The 16247-nt window shown below is 70.3% G+C and carries 14 protein-coding genes; 10 read left to right on the top strand and 4 right to left on the bottom strand.

Annotated features, from left to right (window positions below):
• Positions 1-195: 195 nt before the first annotated feature.
• From KF737_RS16450 to ppdK, 5 genes are all read left to right on the top strand, one after another.
• Complete coding sequence (locus tag KF737_RS16450; RefSeq protein WP_296457230.1) at positions 196-801, top strand: fasciclin domain-containing protein; 606 nt, start codon at positions 196-198, stop codon at positions 799-801.
• A gap of 110 nt (positions 802-911) precedes the next feature.
• Positions 912-1307: a hypothetical protein gene (locus KF737_RS16455; RefSeq protein WP_296457233.1), complete on the top strand. Its 396-nt coding sequence runs from the start codon at positions 912-914 to the stop codon at positions 1305-1307.
• 97 nt (positions 1308-1404) lie between these two features.
• On the top strand, positions 1405-2289 hold the full coding sequence (locus KF737_RS16460; protein ID WP_296457236.1) for a glycine--tRNA ligase subunit alpha: 885 nt from the start codon (positions 1405-1407) through the stop codon (positions 2287-2289).
• Positions 2290-2551: 262 nt separating this feature from the next.
• Positions 2552-4822 (top strand): glycine--tRNA ligase subunit beta, encoded by a 2271-nt coding sequence (glyS, locus tag KF737_RS16465; RefSeq protein WP_296457239.1) that lies wholly within the window; start codon positions 2552-2554, stop codon positions 4820-4822.
• A gap of 17 nt (positions 4823-4839) precedes the next feature.
• On the top strand, positions 4840-7533 hold the full coding sequence (gene ppdK / locus KF737_RS16470) for a pyruvate, phosphate dikinase (protein ID WP_296457241.1): 2694 nt from the start codon (positions 4840-4842) through the stop codon (positions 7531-7533).
• Between the two features lie 216 nt (positions 7534-7749).
• On the opposite strand, the gene KF737_RS16475 is transcribed toward ppdK, so the two are convergent.
• Entirely contained in the window at positions 7750-9471 is a 1722-nt protein-coding gene (locus tag KF737_RS16475) for an amidohydrolase family protein (protein WP_296457244.1), read from the bottom strand.
• Between the two features lie 158 nt (positions 9472-9629).
• Positions 9630-10745 (bottom strand): beta-ketoacyl-ACP synthase III, encoded by a 1116-nt coding sequence (locus KF737_RS16480; protein WP_296457247.1) that lies wholly within the window; start codon positions 10743-10745, stop codon positions 9630-9632.
• Between the two features lie 196 nt (positions 10746-10941).
• On the opposite strand from KF737_RS16480, the gene KF737_RS16485 reads away from it, so the two are divergent.
• The 3 genes from KF737_RS16485 to KF737_RS16495 all read left to right on the top strand — a co-directional run bounded on the left by KF737_RS16485 (position 10942) and on the right by KF737_RS16495 (position 13027).
• The gene (locus KF737_RS16485; protein WP_296457249.1) at positions 10942-11484 is read left to right on the top strand and encodes a porin family protein; all 543 of its coding nucleotides are present in this window, start codon (positions 10942-10944) and stop codon (positions 11482-11484) included.
• A gap of 212 nt (positions 11485-11696) precedes the next feature.
• On the top strand, positions 11697-12098 hold the full coding sequence (locus KF737_RS16490) for a hypothetical protein (RefSeq protein ID WP_296457252.1): 402 nt from the start codon (positions 11697-11699) through the stop codon (positions 12096-12098).
• Positions 12095-13027, top strand: a complete 933-nt coding sequence (locus KF737_RS16495; RefSeq protein WP_296457256.1) for a sterol desaturase family protein — start codon at positions 12095-12097, stop codon at positions 13025-13027. The genes KF737_RS16490 and KF737_RS16495 overlap by 4 nt, the downstream gene beginning before the upstream one ends.
• Positions 13028-13285: 258 nt before the next feature.
• Here the strand turns inward: KF737_RS16495 and KF737_RS16500 are convergent, their stop codons facing one another.
• Positions 13286-14245: an NAD regulator gene (locus KF737_RS16500; protein ID WP_296457259.1), complete on the bottom strand. Its 960-nt coding sequence runs from the start codon at positions 14243-14245 to the stop codon at positions 13286-13288.
• Positions 14242-14835 carry an HD family hydrolase gene (locus KF737_RS16505; protein WP_296457276.1) on the bottom strand — a complete coding sequence of 198 codons (594 nt, stop codon included), beginning with the start codon at positions 14833-14835 and terminating at the stop codon, positions 14242-14244. Before KF737_RS16505 ends, KF737_RS16500 begins: the two co-directional genes overlap by 4 nt.
• Positions 14836-14998: 163 nt before the next feature.
• On the opposite strand from KF737_RS16505, the gene KF737_RS16510 reads away from it, so the two are divergent.
• Together KF737_RS16510 and KF737_RS16515 are read left to right on the top strand one after the other, a co-directional pair.
• Positions 14999-15811, top strand: a complete 813-nt coding sequence (locus tag KF737_RS16510; RefSeq protein ID WP_296457261.1) for a universal stress protein — start codon at positions 14999-15001, stop codon at positions 15809-15811.
• Between the two features lie 30 nt (positions 15812-15841).
• Positions 15842-16213, top strand: coding sequence for a hypothetical protein (locus tag KF737_RS16515; RefSeq protein WP_296457264.1), 372 nt, complete (start codon positions 15842-15844; stop codon positions 16211-16213).
• Positions 16214-16247 lie beyond the last annotated feature (34 nt).

Below are 16247 nucleotides of genomic sequence, written 5' to 3' on the forward strand. Positions count from 1 at the left end.
CAATGAGCGGGGCGCCCGCGGATTGCGCAGATTGATCCGACGGCAGACCCCACGCCGTCCTTGACGCGCCCTCAAGTCGTCGTAAATCCGGCGCTTCCATTTGGAGGGCGGCCGCGGGACGGCATCCGAACGACGATTGTCCCGTTACGCTCCAGTCGCGGCCTGACGGTCGCCAGCAGCCACGAAGGATTCTGAATGACGACCCGACTGTTCCTCGCCGCCGTCGCGCTCGCCGCCGCTCCGTTCACCGCCCAGGCCCAGACGCCTGCGCCCGCGACGCCCGCCGCCGCGCCGGCTTCCGCGGGCGCGGTCAAGGTGCAGGGCGATCTGCTCGACACCCTGAAGCTGTCGGGCCAGTTCACGACCTTCGTGGCCGGCGTCGATGCGACCAACCTGGCCAGCCTGCTGAAGACCCAGCCGCAGATCACGGTCTTCGCGCCGACCGACGCGGCCTTCGCCGCCATGCCGGCCGAGGAACTGGCCCGGCTGAAGTCGGACAAGGCCGCGATGCAGAAGTTCATCCTGCACCACATGGTCAACGCCCCCGTCGACTCGACCAAGATCAAGGGCGCCAAGGGCGAGATCCCCTCGGTCGCGGGCGACAAGATCCTGCTCGACGGTAGCGACGAGGGCGGCAGGATGATGGTCGACGGCGCCACCATCGTCCAAGCCGACCTCAAGACGAGCAGCGGCCTGCTGCAGGTCGTCGACAAGCCCCTGATCGCGGGCGCGGGCGGCTCCGCCGCCGTCGAGGCCCCGCCCGCGGCGGACGCCTCCGCGACGGCGGCGGCGCCGAACTAGGCGCGAGAATCCTGCGGCTCGGGCGGAACCAACCTCCGCCTGAGCCGTAGAGCGTCAGCACATTGAGGAAGGGGCGCAACGGATCGCGCCACCAACCTGGAGTTCTGACGATGAAGCTCGCTTATCTCGCTACCGCCGCCACCGCCTTCGCGCTCGTCGGTGGCCTGGCCTACGCCCAGCAGCCGGCGGCCCCGACCCCCGGCTCGGTCACGGGCGACTGGAACGGCGCCCACGCGCCGTCCGACGACAAGCAGTACACCGAGACCGTGAAGGTCCCGCTCGGCGCGCCGGCCGACGTCTCCGCGGACGCCGCCGCCGGCGCCACGACGGTGACCGAGACGCCGGCCCCGGCCCCGGCCGCGACGGACACCGCCGTCAACACCTCGGCGACCTTCACCAGCATGACCGTCACCAACGGCCCGGTGCCGGACACCGCCGAGAACCGCGCGAAGTACGGCCAGCCGATGTCGCGCGCCGGCAAGATGACGGCCGCCAAGGGCAACTAGACGCCTCTGAAAGACCCGCCTTTTCGGCGGTTGAAGCAAAGGTCGGCGGGCCCTATGGTCCGCCGACTTTTTTTGCGCCTGCGAACAAGCCTCCCCGATGCCCGACAAGCCGCTTTCGTTTCAGGGCCTGATCCTGAAGCTCCATGACTATTGGAGCCGTCAGGGCTGCGCGATCCTGCAGCCGTACGACGTCGAGGTGGGCGCCGGTACGCTGTCGCCGATGACGGTCCTGCGCACGCTCGGGCCGAAGCCCTGGAAGGTGGCCTACGTCCAGCCCTCGCGCCGCCCGGCCGACGGCCGCTATGGCGAGAACCCCAACCGGCTGCACCAGCACCACCAGTACCAGGTGATCCTGAAGCCGAACCCCGAGAACCTGCAGGAGCTCTATCTCGGGTGCCTCGAGGCGATCGGGATCGACCCCTTGCTGCACGACATCCGCTTCGTCGAGGACGACTGGGAGAACCCCACCGTGGGCGCCTGGGGCCTCGGCTGGGAGGTCTGGTGCGACGGGATGGAGATCACCCAGTACACCTACTTCCAGCAGGTGGGCGGCCTCGACGTGTTCCCGGTGGCGGGCGAACTGACCATCGGCCTGGAGCGCCTGAGCCTCTACCTGCAGGACAAGGACAACGTCTACGACCTGCAGTTCAACGACGAGTTCAAGTACGGCGACATCTACCTCGCCAACGAGCAGCAGTTCTCGGCCTTCGAGCTGGAAGTCGCCGACGTCGACACGGCCAGGCGCCAGTTCGAGGACATGGAGCGCGAGGTGCCGCGCATCCTCGCCGCCCGCGGCCGCCAGGGTCAGCCCCTGGCGCTGCCGGCCTACGACCACGTCCTGAAGGCCAGCCACCTGTTCAACATCATGGACGCGCGCGGGGCGATCGCGGTGGCCGAGCGGCAGAGCTACATCGGCCGCATCCGCGACCTCTGCAGGATGTGCGCGGAAGCCTGGGTCGAGAGCCAGGGCGGCAACGCATGACGGGGTTCTGCAAAGCGCCTTACCTCCCCCGCGAAGCGGCGGGAGGGGGACCGTCGGCCGAGCCCGGCGCCGCCGGGCGTAGAGCCGAGGGTGGAGGGGGCGAGCCCCGTCCGCCGAGCTTGCTCACGCCCATCCGACCCGCCGAGCCCGAGGCTCGCCCCCTCCACCATTCGCTCTTCGCTGCGCTCGGCGAACGGTCCCCCTCCCGCCGCTTCGCGGGGGAGGCAAGACGGTCCCCCAGCCCTCGCACCCACGCTTTCTGATGCCTCAGCTCCTTCTCGAACTTCTCTCCGAAGAGATTCCCGCGCGCATGCAGGCTGCCGCCGCGCGCGACCTGGAGCGCATGGCGCGCGAGCGGCTGGCGGCCGAGGGCCTGCTGCCCGAGGCGCTGAAGGCCTTCGCCGGCGCACGCCGCCTGACCCTGGTGGCCGAGGGGCTGCCCGAGGCGCAGAAGGATCGCTCGGAAGAGGTGAAGGGCCCGCGCACCAGCGCGCCCGAACAGGCGCTGGAAGGCTTCCTGCGCAAGAACGGCCTGGCGAAGCCCGACCTCGTCGAGAAGGACGGCGTCTGGTTCGCGACGCTCAGCCGGAAGGGCCGCCCGACCGCCGAGATCGTCGCCGAGATGGTCCCCGCCATCGTGCGCGACTTCCCGTGGCCGAAGTCGATGGTCTCGGGCGTGTCGAAGCTGCGCTGGGTGCGGCCGCTGCGGCGCATCCTGTGCGTGTTCGACGGCGCGGTCGTCCCGTTCAACATTGACGGCCTCGACAGCGGCGACGTGACCCAGGGCCACCGCTTCATGGGCTCGGGCCAGCCGTTCAAGGCCAAGGACTTCGACGCCTACGCCGAGAAGCTGGCCAAGCACTACGTCGTCCTCGACCCCGACGAGCGCAGGCAGCGCATCGTCGCCGACGCCAGGACGCTGTGCGGCGCGCGCAACCTGGAACTGGTGGAAGACGCCGGCCTGCTGGACGAGGTCGCGGGCCTGGTCGAATGGCCCGTGCCCGTGCTGGGCGACATGGACCCCGCGTTCCTCGACCTGCCGCCCGAGGTGATCCGCACCTCGATGCGCGTCCACCAGCGCTACTTCGCGGTCCGCAACCCGTCGACGGGCAAGCTCGCCCCCCACTTCCTGGCGGTCGCCAACATCGAGGCGAAGGACGGCGGCAGGACCATCGCGCTCGGCAACGCCAAGGTGCTTTCCGCCCGCCTGTCCGACGCCCGCTTCTTCTGGAACGAGGACCGCAAGACCAGGCTGGAAGACCGCCTGGAGAAGCTGAAGGGCGTCACCTTCCACGCCAGGCTGGGCGCGATGTACGAGCGCGTCGAGCGGCTGGAGATGCTGGCCGCGGCCCTGGCCCCGCGCGTCGGCGCCGACGTCGCCAAGGCCACCCAGGCCGCGCGCCTCGCCAAGGCCGACCTCGGCACGGGCGTCGTGGGCGAGTTCCCGGAGCTGCAGGGCGTGATGGGCGGCTACTATGCGCAAGGGGAGGGGCTTTCGCCCCTGGTCGCCGAGGCGATCCGCGACCACTACAAGCCCGCCGGCGCCAGCGACGAGGTCCCGGACCGCCCGGTGACCATGGCCGTGGCGCTGGCCGACAAGCTCGACACGCTGACCGCCTTCTTCGCGATCGACGAGAAGCCCACCGGCTCGCGCGACCCGTTCGCCCTGCGCCGCGCGGCCCTGGGCGTGATCCGCATCGTGCTGGGCTCGGAACTTCGGGTCCCGCTCAGGGAAGCCGTGGCCGACTGGTACAAGGCGCTCCGCTGCTACGTCGATCCGGGCCGCGCGCTCTGGGTGTCGACGCCGAAGCTGACGGCCCACCTCGGGGCGGCCGGCCGCGCCAAGAGCCGCGAGTTCGACGCCTACCTGCGCGAGTTCGACGAGGCGCTGCTCGACGGCAAGCCGCAGGTCGTGGCCATGGACCGCGAGGTCGATCTCGTCTTCGACCGCCTCGAACGCGAGAAGCCGGCCGGCAAGGTCCTCTTCGAGTTCCGCCCGTACGAGGAGGTCGCCGGCGACCTCGTCGCCTTCTTCGCCGACCGCCTGGCGGTGTGGCTGCGCGACCGTGGCCAGCGCCACGACCTGGTGGCCGCCGTCTTTGCGCTGGGCGACGACGACCTGGTCCGCATCGTGGCCCGCGTCAGCGCGCTGGACGCGTTCCTGAAGACCGAGGACGGCGCCAACCTGCTCGCCGGCTACAAGCGCGCGGTGAACATCCTCAGGGCCGAGGAGAAGAAGGGCGCCCTGCCGACCGGCGCGCCCGTGCGCATGGCCGCCTCGTCCAGCGAGGAGACCGCGCTTATCGCGGCGGTGGAGGCCCTGGAGGCCAGGCTGGACGCGGCGCTCGACGCCGAGGACTTCGCCGGCGCGATGGGCGAGCTCGCGAAGCTCCGCGGCCCGGTCGACGCGTTCTTCGACAAGGTGTTAGTGAATTCCGACGATCCTGAGGAACGCGCGAACCGACTGCGCCTCTTGGCGAAGGTGCGCGACGCCATGGGGCAAGTGGCGGATTTCTCACGGGTTACAGGTTAGAGAGGGGTTTGATCGCTATGGCCGATACGATGGTGAAGACGCGTTGGGTCTATGCCTTCGGCGGCGGCTCGGCGGACGGCGACGCCTCCATGAAGGACCTGCTCGGCGGCAAGGGCGCGAACCTGGCCGAGATGAGCGCGCTGGGCCTGCCTGTGCCGCCCGGCTTCACCATCACCACCGAGGCGTGCGTCCACTACTACGACAACGAACGCGCCTATCCCGACACCCTGCGGGAGCAGGTGGCGGCGGGCCTGAAGCAGGTCGAGAAGGTCACCGGCAAGGCGTTCGGCGATCCCGCGAACCCGCTGCTGGTCTCGGTGCGCTCGGGCGCCCGGGCCTCGATGCCGGGCATGATGGACACCGTCCTGAACCTCGGCCTCAACGACGCGACGGTGGAGGGGCTGGCGAAGCTCTCGGGCGACCGCCGCTTCGCCTTCGACAGCTACCGCCGCTTCATCCAGATGTACTCGAACGTGGTCCTCGACCTGGACCACCACATGTTCGAGGAGGTCCTCGACGACCATAAGGACCGCCTCGACATCCACGTCGACACGGGCCTCTCCGCCGAGCACTGGGAGGAGGTCGTCGCCGACTACAAGCGCATCGTCGAGGACGAGCTGGGCAAGCCGTTCCCGCAGGACCCGAACGAGCAGCTCTGGGGCGCCGTCGGCGCGGTGTTCGCAAGCTGGATGAACGACCGGGCCAAGTTCTACCGCCGCATGCACGACATCCCCGAGAGCTGGGGCACGGCCGTGAACATCCAGTCGATGGTGTTCGGCAACATGGGCGAGGGCTCGGCCACCGGCGTCGCCTTCACCCGCAACCCGTCCACGGGCGACAACCGCCTCTACGGCGAGTTCCTGATCAACGCCCAGGGCGAGGACGTGGTCGCCGGCATCCGCACGCCGCAGCCGCTGACCAAGGTCGCCCGCGAGGAGATGGGCGACAAGAACCCCTCGATGGAGGAGGCGCTCCCCGAGGTCTTCGCCCAGTTCAAGGACGTCGTCGGCAAGCTTGAGCGCCACTACCGCGACATGCAGGACATCGAGTTCACGGTCGAGCAGGGCCGGCTCTACATGCTGCAGACCCGCAACGGCAAGCGCACGGCCAAGGCCGCGCTGAAGGTGGCGGTGGACTTGGCCAGCGAAGGCCTGATCGACAAGTCCGAGGCGGTGATGCGCGTCGAGCCCGCCAGCCTCGACCAGCTCCTGCACCCGACCATCGACCCGTCCTCGCCCCGCGACGTGATCGCCACGGGCCTGCCCGCCAGCCCCGGCGCGGCCACCGGCAAGGTGGTCTTCACGGCGGAAGAGGCCGAGAAGCTGGGCGGCGCGGGCGAGGCCGTCATCCTCGTGCGCGAGGAGACGTCGCCCGAGGACATCCGCGGCATGGACGCCGCCCGCGGCATCGTCACCGCCCGCGGCGGCATGACCAGCCACGCGGCCGTGGTCGCCCGCGGCATGGGCCGCCCCTGCGTCTCCGGCGCCGGCGAGATCCACATCGACGCGCGCGCCGGCGAGTTCCACGCCCGCGGCAAGACGATCCGCGCCTACGACATCGTCACCATCGACGGCTCGACCGGCGAGGTGCTCCAGGGCGCCGTGAAGATGATCGAGCCCGAGCTCTCGGGCGACTTCGGCACCCTGATGGGCTGGGCCGACGAGGTGCGCCGCCTGAAGGTCCGCGCCAACGCCGAGACCGGCCTCGACGCCACCACCGCGCGCCAGTTCGGCGCCGAGGGCATCGGCCTCTGCCGCACCGAGCACATGTTCTTCGATCCCGCCCGGATCGCCGCCGTGCGCGAGATGATCCTCGCCGACGACGTGGCCGGCCGGAAGGCGGCGCTCGCCAAGATCCTGCCGATGCAGCGCAAGGACTTCGTCGACCTCTTCAAGATCATGGAGGGGCTGCCGGTCACCATCCGCCTGCTCGACCCGCCGCTGCACGAGTTCCTGCCGCACAACGAGGAGGACGTGCAGGCCGTGGCCGAAGCGACCGGCCTCGATCCGGCCAAGCTGCTGCGCCGCGCCCAGGAGCTGCACGAGGTGAACCCGATGCTGGGCCACCGCGGCTGCCGTTTGGGCGTCTCGTACCCCGAGATCTACGAGATGCAGGTCCGCGCCATCGTCGAGGCCGCCTGCGAGGTGGCCGCCGAGGGCCGCCCGGCGCCGATCCCCGAGATCATGCACCCGCTGGTCGCCAAGGGCGAGGAGATGCGCTTCCTGCGCCAGCTCACCGACAAGACCGCCAAGGCCGTGATCGAGGAGCGGGGCCAGAAGATCGAGTACATGGTGGGCACCATGGTCGAACTGCCCCGCGCGGCCATCCGCGCCGGCGACCTGGCCGAGCACGCCGAGTTCTTCTCGTTCGGCACCAACGACCTGACCCAGACCACCTTCGGCATCAGCCGCGACGACAGCGGGCGGTTCCTGAACGCCTACATCGAGAAGGGCATCTTCGAGAAGGACCCCTTCGTCAGCCTCGACCAGGACGGCGTCGGCGACCTCATCCGCCTCGCCACCGAGCGCGGCCGCGCGGTCCGCCCGGGCATGAAGCTCGGCATCTGCGGCGAACACGGCGGCGACCCCGCCTCGATCCAGTTCTGCGAGAAGGTCGGCCTCGACTACGTGAGCTGCTCCCCCTACCGCGTCCCCATCGCCCGCCTCGCCGCCGCGCAAGCCGCCATCGGCGAACGCGAGAAGGACAGGTAGAGGCGTCGCGCCCCCTCAAGCTGTCATCCCGCTCCTCAAGCTGTCATCCCGTTTTCGCCGCAAGGCGAAGACCGGGACCCAACCTTCCGGTGCTCTGAGCCTCCGGCATGGCCCCGATCATACGAGCCTTACGCCCACCCGCGGAGCGCCCGACGGTTGGGTCCCGGTCTTCGCCTTGCGGCGAAACCGGGATGACAAGCGTTGGGTGGGTTGGAGTTACCAGCTCCAGTCCGCGGCGCTCTTCCGGCAACCGCCGTCCTTCCAGCCGGTCCAGCCGCGGCCGCGGACGACCTGGCCGGGGCGGGCGGCGGTGGGTTCGCCGTTCTCCAGGGCGAGCTGGCCGTTGACGACCACCTCGCTCACGCCGGTCGCGAACTGCTGCGGCTTCTCGAAGGTGGCGTGGTCCTGGATCGTCGCCGGGTCGAAGACCACCACGTCGGCGTAGTTCCCGGCCTTCAGGACCCCCCGGTCATGGAGCCCCAGGTTGTGGGCGGGCAGGGCGCTGAGCTTGCGCACCGCCTCGCTGAGCGACAGCCGCTTCTCGTCGCGCACGTACTTCGCGAGCAGGCGCGAGAAGTTGCCGTAGGCGCGCGGGTGGGTGGACGACAGCAGGAACGGCCCCTCGGGCGCCTGGCCCTCGGCGTCGGAGCCGAAGCTGACCCAGGGGAGCGCGGTCTGGCGCGCCACATTGGCCTCGTCCATCAGGAAGTAGACCACCTGCACCCGGCTCCCGTCCTCGATCACGAGGTCGATGGCGGCGTCGCGCGCGTCGACGCCCCGATCCTTCGCCACCTGCGCCAGCGTCTGGCCCGTCAGGCCCTTCAGCTTGGGGTTCTTGAAGCCGACCAGCAGCGTGCCCTCGGGCCCGGCGTAGCGCATCAGGTTCGCGAACCCGCCGTCCTCCAGGTCCATCTCGGCCTTCACCTTGGCGCGCGTGGCCGGGTCCTTCAGCCGCGCGATCCACTGCTCGACGCCGCCCGCCTGCACCCAGGTAGGCATGGCCGCATCCAGGCCCGTGGAGCCGGCGGTGTAGGTGTACATGTCGGCGGTGATCCGCTGGCCGGCGGCGCGGGCGGCCTCCACCTTGGCGATCACGGCGTCCAGCTTGCCCCAGTTGGGCCGGCCCGACTGCTTCAGGTGGTAGATCTCGGCCGGTGCGCCCGAGCGCCGCGAGATCTCGATCAGCTCGTCCACCGCCTCCAGCAGCCGTTTCTCCTCCGAGCGCATGTGGCTGATGTAGAAGCCGCCGCACTTTCCGGCCTCGGCGACCAGCGCCGTCAGCTCGTCGGTCTCGGCGAAGGTCCCCGGCGCATAGATCAGCGACGAGCCCACGCCCATCGCCCCGTCCTCCATCGCCGCCTTCACCAGCGCCCGCATCCGGTCGAGCTGCGGCGGCGTCGGGTCCACGTCGTCCTCGCCCAGCACGTGGACGCGCACAGTCTCCGCGCCCACGAACGAGGCCACGTTCAGCGAGACGCCCTTCTTCTCCAGGAACCGCAGGTACCCATCCAGCGTCGTCCAGGTGATCGGGTATTTGATGTCGCCCTGCCGTTGCCGCGCGAGCGCCTTCATCTGCGGGTTCAGCGGCCCCATGGACGAGCCTTCACCCATCACCTCCAGCGTCACGCCCTGCTTCAGCTCCGAGAGCCCGCGCCCGTCGTGGATCAGGCTCTCCGTCGACCACGACAGCATGTTGACGAACCCCGGCGCCACCGCCTTGCCGGCGGCGTCGACCGTCTTCTTCGCCGCGCCGGCCGGGCAGGTCCCGACGCAGACGATCCGCTGGCCCCTCACGCCGACGTCGCCCTTCACCGGCGCGCCGCCCGAGCCGTCGTAGATGTCCCCGCCGCGGATCATGAGGTCGTAGGCCGGCGAGGCGGCGGGGGCGGCCGACGCGGAAGCCAGGAGCGCCAGGGCCAGTCCTGCGATCGCTTTCATTCCCCACCCCACAGAACGTCATGGCCGGGCCTGTCCCGGCCATCCAGAGACACCGATGTCGGCAGGTTCGCAGCGGCGCGCGCTCGGCACAACCCGGAGCGCAGGCGCGTATGGGTGGCCGGGACAAGCCCGGCCATGACGTCCGAAAGAAAAGGGAGCTACCGCTTCCGGACGAACACCGTCCCGGCCGAATAGCCCGCGCCGAACGAGCAGATCAGCCCCGTCTCGCCCGCGGCGAAGTCGTCGTTGGCCTTGTGGAAGGCGATGATCGAGCCGGCCGAGCTGGTGTTCGCGTACTCGTCCAGGATGATCACGTTCTCGGCCGCCGTGGGCTCGCGCCCCAGCACGCGCTTCCCGATCAGCTCGTTCATGTTGATGTTGGCCTGGTGCAGCCACAGGCGCTTCAGGCCGTGCGGGTCGAGGCCCAGGTCGCTCGCGTGCTCGACGATCATCTCCGAGACCATCGGCACCACCTCGCGGAACACCTTGCGGCCCTCCTGCACGAACAGCTTGTCGGTGGCCCCGATCCCCTCGGGCGCGGCGCGGTTCAGGAAGCCGAAGTTGTTGCGGATGTTGTTCGAGAACCGGGTCTTCAGCCGCGTCCCCAGGATGTCCCAGCCGCCGGCGGCGTCCTCCGCCCGCTCCACGATCACGGCGGTCGCCACGTCGCCGAAGATGAAGTGGCTGTCGCGGTCGCGGAAGTTCAGGTGGCCCGAGCAGATCTCCGGATTGACCATCAGCACCGCCCGCGCCGAGCCGCTGGCCACGAAGTCCGCCGCCGTCTTGATCCCGAAGGTCGCCGACGAGCACGCCACGTTCATGTCGAAGGCGAAGCCGTCGATCCCCAGCGCCTGCTGCACCTCGATGGCCATGGCCGGATAGGCCCGTTGCATGTTCGAGGCCGCGCAGATCACCGCGTCGATCCGCGACGCGTCCTTGCCCCAGGCGGCGATCGCCTCCCTGGCCGCCTCGACCGCGATCTCTGCCAGCACCGATAGCTCGTCGTTCGACCGCTCGGGGATGTTGGGGGCCATGCGCTCGGGATCGACCAGGCCGGTCTTGTCGATGACGAAGCGCGCCTTGATGCCCGACGCCTTCTCGATGAACTCGGGCGACGAGGGTTGCAGCGCCACGACCTCGCCCGCTGCGATGGCCTCGGCGTTCGCCGCGTTGAACCGCTCCACATAGGCGTTGAAGGTCTCGACCAGCTCGGCGTTCGAGAGGCTGTGGGGCGGCGTATAGAGCCCCGTGGCGGCGATCACCGCATCCGTCATCTGCGCTTACTCCCGACGCGAAGCGGGACTGATAGCACGCCCGGCCGGCCCGTCAGCGGGCATTGTGGCCGCAGGGCCACAGATACCGAACGAACACGGCATCGCCACAGAACCGTCCGGCGCGGGCCGCGTTTGGCGTCGATCCCTCACGGGACTGGGCGGGCTGTCCAGAACGAGTACGGAGTTCCTCCCCAAAATGAAAGACGCTCTCATCGCCGCGGCCTCGCTGGCCGCGATCGCCGCTGCTTTCCCCGCCGCAGCCCAGGCTCAGGACGCCACGACCAACGCCGGGGCCTACGTGAACCTCAACCTCGGCATCGGCAGCTACGGCCCCGCCGACGTGAAGGCGATCCAGGGCCGCGCCGGCTACCGCTTCAACGACTGGGTCGGCGTGGAAGGCGAACTCGCCACCGGCCTCGACAGCGACAAGGACACCATCTCCGGCGTGCGCGTGAAGCAGACGCTGAAGCATGAGGCCGCCGCCTATGTCGTCGGCTTCGCGCCGGTCGCCGCCAACACCGACCTGATCGCCCGCGTCGGCTACGGCACGACCAAGGCCAAGGTCAGCGCGGCCGGCGTCTCGGCGTCCGACTCGAACGAGTCGTTCAACTACGGCGTCGGCGCCCAGCACCGCTTCGACGGCGTGAACGGCATCCGCGCCGACTTCACGCGGCAGGAGTTCCGCCACGACGCCGGCCACGCCAACGTCTGGACCGTGGGCTACGTCCGCAAGTTCTAGGTCGGGCTCGCGGGCGCAGGCCTGTTCCCGGTCCTCTTGAGGACGCCTGCGCCCCGCAGGGAAGGCCACCGTATCCCTCCTCTCCCTCTGGGGGAGGCGGCCCTTGGGCCGAGGGGGCCGGGCCGAATGGCCCGGTGCGGTGGCCTTTTCCTTGACCGGTGCGCCCCCCGCGCCCACGCTCCGGCCCCTTGGACGCGGATGGGAGGAGCGCCATGGACGACGCGTTCTTCGTTCAGCTCGCGCTGTCGGCCGCCGCGGTCGGGGCGCTCGTGGCCGTCGCCGCCTGGGCCAAGATCGCGCGGCCCGTCGGCCCGCTCGACGAGCACAAGGCCCGCGCGCTCCTCGCCGAAGAGTTCCCCACCCGCACGGTCGACGCCGTCTGGGTGGCCTCCGACGGGGCCGGCGCGCTCGCCAAGTCGGGCGGCCTGGCGCTCGTCATCTGCCGCGTGGGCGACGGCTTCGCGGCCCGCCAGATCCCGTGGCCCCAGGCCGTGTCGGCGACGTTCCGGAACGGCCGGCTCTCGATCGACCTCAGCGACATCGCCGCCCCGCGCGCCGTGATCGCTCTGCCCGCCTGGCCGCCCAGGAGCTTCGACGGGGACCTCGCCGCTTGAGCCTCGATCCGATCCACGCGGCGTTCGACCCGGTCGCCTACGCGACGCCGTTCTTCATCCTCACCGTCATCCTCGAGATCGTGCTCGCGCGCTTCGGCAAGGCCGACGCCCGCTACGAGGCCAGGGACACCGCCGTCTCCCTCGGCATGGGCCTGGGCTCCACGGTGGCCGGCATCCTCTTCGGCGCGATCGGCTTCACCGCCGTCGTGTGGGTCTGGCAGAACCACCGGATCTTCGACATCCCCATGACCGCGTGGTGGGCCTGGATCGCCGTCTTCCTGGCCGAAGACCTGACCTACTATTGGTTCCACCGGCTCAGCCACGAGCGCCGCGTCTGGTGGCTCAGCCATGTGAACCACCACTCCAGCCAGCACTACAACCTGTCGACGGCGCTGCGGCAGACCTGGACCGGCGCGCTCAACGGCAGTTGGGCGCTCTACGTGATCCTGTCCCTGCTGGGCTTCCCGCCCGCCATGGTGGCGATCCAGAAGGGCGTGAGCCTCGTCTACCAGTACTGGATCCACACCGAGGCGATCCGGAAGATGCCGCGCTGGTTCGAGGCGGTGTTCAACACGCCCTCGCACCATCGGGTCCACCACGCCCGCAACGCGATCTACCTCGACCGCAACTACGCCGGCATCCTGATCGTCTGGGACCGCCTGTTCGGCACCTTCCAGGCCGAGCTCGACGAGGAGCCCTGCCGCTACGGCCTGGTGAAGAACCTCGCCACCTTCAACATCGTCCGCGTCGCCTTCCACGAGTGGATCGCCACCGCCCAGGACATCGCCCGCCACCCCCGCCATGCCGCGGGCTACCTCTTCGGCCCCCCCGGCTGGAGCCACGACAGGAGCCGCGAAACCAGCGCCATGATCAAGGCGCGGGCGTCGGCAGGGAAGCCCGCGCCAGAGCAGTTGGACGCCGCAGCCTAGGGACAGAACGCTGTTCTTCTCGCTTGCGGGAGAAGGTGTCAGCCGAAGGCTGATGGATGAGCGGTCGCGCCAACCTGTCGGCGTGGTATGCGCCGCAGGCGCGCTATTTCCACCACGAAGATCACGAAGACCACAAAGATCGCGAAAGGACCGAGAGGCTCGCTGCGCCGAGCTCATCCGCAGTGCCTTCGTGACCTTCGTGCTCTTCGTGGTTGAATCGACGGCGCTGGCGCGCCTCGAAGCCAGGAAGGATTCGAACTATTCCCGCAGCAGCGGCAGGCTCAGCCCCCCGACCGGCCGCGCACCGAGTATCTCGCGCCTGAACCTGAACAGCTCCGCCGGCCGGCCGCCCGTGTCCGCGTCCAGCCGCCCCAGGCCCTGCACCAGCTCGGCCCGCTCCAGGGCGCGGCGGAAGTTCTGCTTGTGCAGCGGCACGCCGGCGATGGCCTCCACGGTGCGCTGAAGCGCCGAGAGCGTGAAGGCGTCGGGCATCAGTTCGAACACCACCGGGCGGTACTTCAGCTTGCCCCGCAGCCGGCCCAGCGCCGTGGCCAGGATGCGGCGGTGGTCCGAGATCATCGGCTCGCCCAGCGCGACGGTCAGGGCGTCCGAGCGCACGGGCGCCGCCTCGCTGCGGTCGCGCGCGGCCTCGGCCACCAGGCCCGCCTCGTAGAGCAGCTCGTAGCGGTCGAGCACGCGTTCCTCGTTCCACGGCGCGCCGTCCAGGGCGAAGAGCAGCCGCGCGCGGGCCAGCTTCTGGGCGTCGGCGCCGGCCCAGGCGCGCAACGCCGCGTCGACCGCGTCCAGCGCGTCGGGGCGGCCGGCGCGCCAGTCCTCCCACGGGAAGATCCGCGACCAGGGCCGCCACTCGCTGCCCGCGAAATGGGTGTCGACCGCCGCGGGCGCCAGCGCCAGGTAGCCCACCGAGATGACGCGGGAGGCCCCCGCGCCGCCCCCGAGGTCCGCCAGCGGCGCGTCGCGCCCCGCGTCGCCGAAGGTGTAGAGCTGCTCGACATAGCCCAGGTCGAACCGCGTCTGCTCGGTCACATAGGCGCGCAGCGCCAGCTCGAAGGTGCGGTCCGAGTCGGGGTCGAACGGGCCGAAGGGCAGGCCGGCCGGGTCGCCCGCGCCGCCGTGGCGCACGGTCAGCGCCACCGCCTCGCCGTCGCGGATGGCGACGACCACGGCGCTCAGCCCGATGACCACCGCCCTCGTCATTCGGTGTCGAACGCCTGATCGTGGCGCTGATAGCCCGCGGCCTCGCTCAGCACCTCGAAGCGGCGCAGGTAGTGCGCCTGGGCGTCGAACGGGGCCTGCGGCTCGATCTTCAGGTGATAGCCGGCGGGCGGGGCGCCGAAGAAGTCCAGCGACTCCTCGAGGCCGAACCCCGCGAGCTGGGTCGCCTCGAAGAAGGCGCAGGCGCGGTCGGCCTGCTTGATCAGCGTCTTGATCGGCGCGGGCGTCTTGGCCGGCAGGCCGAACCGCACGTGGATGGCGTTCTCCAGCCGCTCCTCGAACAGCTTGTAATCCACGCCCAGCGCCGCCTTGAACGGGCTGATCATGTCGCCGATCACATATTCCGAGGCGTCGTGCAGCAGGGCCGCCAGCCGCCAGCGCGGCTCGACGTCGGGCTGGATGTGGGCGACGATCTCCTCGACCACCACCGAATGCTGGGCCACCGAGAAGGCGTGCTCGCCGATCGTCTGGCCGTTCCAGCGGGCCACGCGGGCCAGGCCGTGGGCGATATCCTCGATCTCGATGTCCATCGGCGAGGGGTCGAGCAGGTCCAGCCGGCGGCCCGAAAGCATCCGCTGCCAGGCCCGGGGCGCCTCTTTCGTGCGACGCAGCCCTTTTCTCACCGATGCATTCCTCTCACAGTCGAGGCCGTGAACTGACCCAGGACCTGAGAAAGATCAATCCGGGCCGGTGGGAAGAGGTTCAGGATCCGGGCAGGAAAAGAAGGATGCATCGATGAGCTGGGCCCGCATCATGGCGCCGCTGTCCGGAGGGCAGGGGGACGCCGCCGCCGTCGCCGCCGCAAAGCTGATCGCCGAGCCGTTCGGCGCGGAGCTGGCGTGCGTCTACACCCCCGCCGACGTCGCCGACGTCATGCCGTGGATGGGCGAGGGGTTCCTGGGCGGCGTGCAGACGACCGCGCTGGAATCCCTGAAGGAGGCTACCGCCGCCGGCGAGGGCAATGCGCGCAAGGCGTCGGACGCCGCCGGCTACGCCAGGACCCGGTTCGTGGCCCTGCAGACGCCGGTCTGGGCCGGCCTCTCCGCCGAGAGCCGGCTCTCCGACGTCGTGGTCTTCACCAGCGATCCCTCGAAGGGCCGCGGGCCCCTCGCCGAGGCGTTCCAGCAGATGGTGGCCGACGAACAGCGTCCGGTCCTGATCGCCAAGCCGGGCCTGAAGGTCGGCGGCGCGGTCGTGGTCGCCTGGGACGGCGGCAGGGAGGCCTCGCGCGCCGCGCGCCTCGCCACGCCCTTGCTGGAGAAGGCGTCGCGCATCGTCATCGTGGCCGCGCCGAAGGCCAGTTCCCGCAGCTTCGACCCGGCCCGGCTGAAGGCCTACTACGCCACCCGCGGGATCGAGGCCGAGGTGCAACTGCTGACCGACACGGGCGATGCGGCCCCGGCGATCCTGCACGCCGCCGCCGCCGCGGGCGCCGACGTCCTCGTCGCCGGGGCCTTCGGGCACCCGCGCCTGCAGGAATTCATCTTCGGGGGCACCACGCGGACGCTGCTGAACTCGGACGGCCCGTCCCTGTTCCTGTCCCACTAGGTCCCTATCTGTTCAGCCAGGAGGTACACCATGGCCCTGTCGCGCATCGTCATGCGGCTTGCCCGCAACCCCGGAACCGAATTCGCCGGAGGCGACGACCACCGCGGCTATGCCCTGACCGCGCCGCTGACGGCGGACGGGATGCTGGACGAAGCCGCCTATGCCAAGGCCCGCGACGCCTGCACCGTGCGCCGTTTCGCCCCCGACGAGGACGCCGTCGACGGCCGCCTCGCGCGCAAGGGGCAGAAGTGGTTCTTCGACTACGACGAGGCCGACACCGCCGACGACGAGCCGGTCCACCGCCTGGGCCAGCACCGCTTCGCCGTCGGCGAATACGTCACCGTCACCGACGAGGACGGCCGCCCCCTGACCTACAAGGTCGTCGAGGTGCAGCCGGCTTGAGGGCGGGCCGACGTCGCAAGCTTTTCCCACATCT

The organism is Phenylobacterium sp., from assembly GCF_019636135.1.
Classification (GTDB): Bacteria; Pseudomonadota; Alphaproteobacteria; order Caulobacterales; family Caulobacteraceae; genus Phenylobacterium.